This window comes from Bacillus sp. JJ1503 (assembly GCF_036965125.1).
Taxonomy (GTDB): Bacteria; Bacillota; Bacilli; order Bacillales; family Cytobacillaceae; genus Cytobacillus.
Genome location: NZ_JBALOZ010000375.1, coordinates 1,587 through 3,782, shown reverse-complemented (window position 1 = coordinate 3,782; position 2,196 = coordinate 1,587). Strand labels below are relative to the sequence as shown.

Below are 2,196 nucleotides of genomic sequence, written 5' to 3'. Positions count from 1 at the left end.
ATTGATAAATAATAGAAGAGATTTTGATTTTATAGTCCCAATATATGAAGAAATGATTATAGAAATGAAAGAATGGATTTTAGCCCATAAAGAAATATATTCACATTATTTTTAGATAAAGGATGACTAGAACGGTGCGAAAGCTAAAACTAATGACAATTGTGGGTACACGCCCAGAAATTATCAAACTATCAGAGACAATTAAAAAGTGTGATAAATATTTTGAACATAAATTAGTTCATACAGGTCAGAATTATGATTATAACCTTAATGGGGTATTTTTTAAGGAATTAGGTCTTAGGGAACCTGATTTTTATTTAGAGGTTGTAGGTAGAAACTTGGGACAAACAATTGGAAATATCATTGCAAAATCCTATGAAATAATGGTTGATCAAAAACCTGATGCTGTATTAGTACTTGGAGATACTAATTCTTGTTTAAGTGTTATATCTGCTAAAAGATTAAAGATTCCAATTTTCCATATGGAAGCAGGAAATAGATGCTTTGATGAGAATTTGCCAGAAGAAATTAATAGAAGAATAGTAGATCATATAAGTGATGTTAACCTTTGTTACACCGAGCATGCTCGAAGATACTTAAACTCTGAAGGGGTACCGAAAGAAAGAACATATGTCGTAGGCTCACCAATGGTTGAAGTGTTAAATGTAAATAAAGATAAAATTAATAATAGTAAAGTGTTAGAAACACTTGGCCTGGAAAAGGGAAAATATATCTTGTTATCGGCTCATCGTGAAGAAAATATCGACAATGAGCAAAACTTTATAGCCCTTATGAGTGCTGTAAATATAATTGCTGAAACTTATGATATGCCGGTTATTTATAGTACCCACCCAAGAAGTAAAAAAAATATAGAAAAACGAGGATTTATATTTCATCCGAATGTGAAAAATCTACAGCCTTTTGGCTTTGCAGATTACAATTTTCTTCAACTTAATGCTTTTTGCGTTGTTTCGGATAGTGGCACTATTGCCGAAGAAGCATCATATTTTAAGTTCCCTGCAGTTTCAGTAAGAACTAGCACGGAACGTCCGGAGGCCTTCGATAAAGGCAACTTGATAATTGGCAGCATTACAACCGATCAAGTACTCCAAGCGGTAGATATGGCAGTTAGTATGAATACAAATGGAGATTTAGGCGTTGATGTACCTAATTACACTGATAAGAATGTTAGTGTTAAAGTAATTAAGATAATCCAGAGCTACACCGGGATAGTGAATAGAATGGTGTGGAATAAATCATGACAATTATGGTATTTGATGTACCTGCTGAGAGTGGTGGGGCATTATCGATTCTATATGATTTTTATAATGATTATAATAACGATAAGAGTAACAACTATGTATTCGTAGTAAGCAAGCCATTTTTGAAAGAAACTGATAACATAAAAGTTCTACGGTATCCTTGGATAAAGAAAAGTTGGTTTCATAGATTATTCTTTGATAATTTTGTTGCTCCAAAGTTAATCTCAATATATAAAGCTAAAAAAGTTATTTCTTTACAAAATATTATGATACCACGAACTAAAGTCCACCAAACGGTCTATGTTCATAATTCTCTTCCTTTTGTTGAATATAGATATTCAATAACTGAGAATAGCTTACTTTGGGTTTACCAAAATATCCTGAGTAGAAGTATATATAAATCAATTACTAGGANNAAGAGAAAATAGAGGTTATGCCACCTGAGATAAATGTTCAAGTAAAAGAAAGATTTAAAGATACTAAAGATAGCTTATCTACTTTTTTTTACCCAGCTAGCGGGGTCGATTTTAAGAATCATAAAGTAATAATAAACGCATGTATGGATTTAAAAAAAGCTGGAGTGGAGAATTATAAATTTGTAATAACCTTAAATGGAAATGAAAATGATAATATAAAAAAGTTGTTCAAAATAGTTAAGGAAAACAATCTACCAGTAAACTTTATTGGTAGCATAACTAGAGAAGAAGTATTTGATTTTTATAATAAATCTGTACTTGTATTTCCCTCATATATAGAAAGTTCTCCGTTACCCTTAACCGAAGCAAAATTACACAATACTCCTATTATAGTTTCAGATTGTGCTTTTTCGCATGAAATTTTAGATGGGTATGCAAAAGTTAATTATTTTGATCCGTTTAATAGTAAGCAGCTTGCGGATGAACTGCTACAATTTATAAGACTTACAGTTTAATAT

General features: G+C 31.2%; 2 protein-coding genes. Both read left to right on the top strand.

Annotated features, from left to right (window positions below; genetic code table 11):
• Nucleotides 1-134: 134 nt before the first annotated feature.
• Entirely contained in the window at nucleotides 135-1,262 is a 1,128-nt protein-coding gene (gene wecB, locus V7149_RS23150; RefSeq protein ID WP_335347936.1) for a non-hydrolyzing UDP-N-acetylglucosamine 2-epimerase, read from the top strand.
• Nucleotides 1,263-1,695: 433 nt separating this feature from the next.
• Nucleotides 1,696-2,193, top strand: a complete 498-nt coding sequence (locus tag V7149_RS23145) for a glycosyltransferase (protein WP_335347935.1) — start codon at nucleotides 1,696-1,698, stop codon at nucleotides 2,191-2,193.
• Nucleotides 2,194-2,196: the final 3 nt, after the last annotated feature.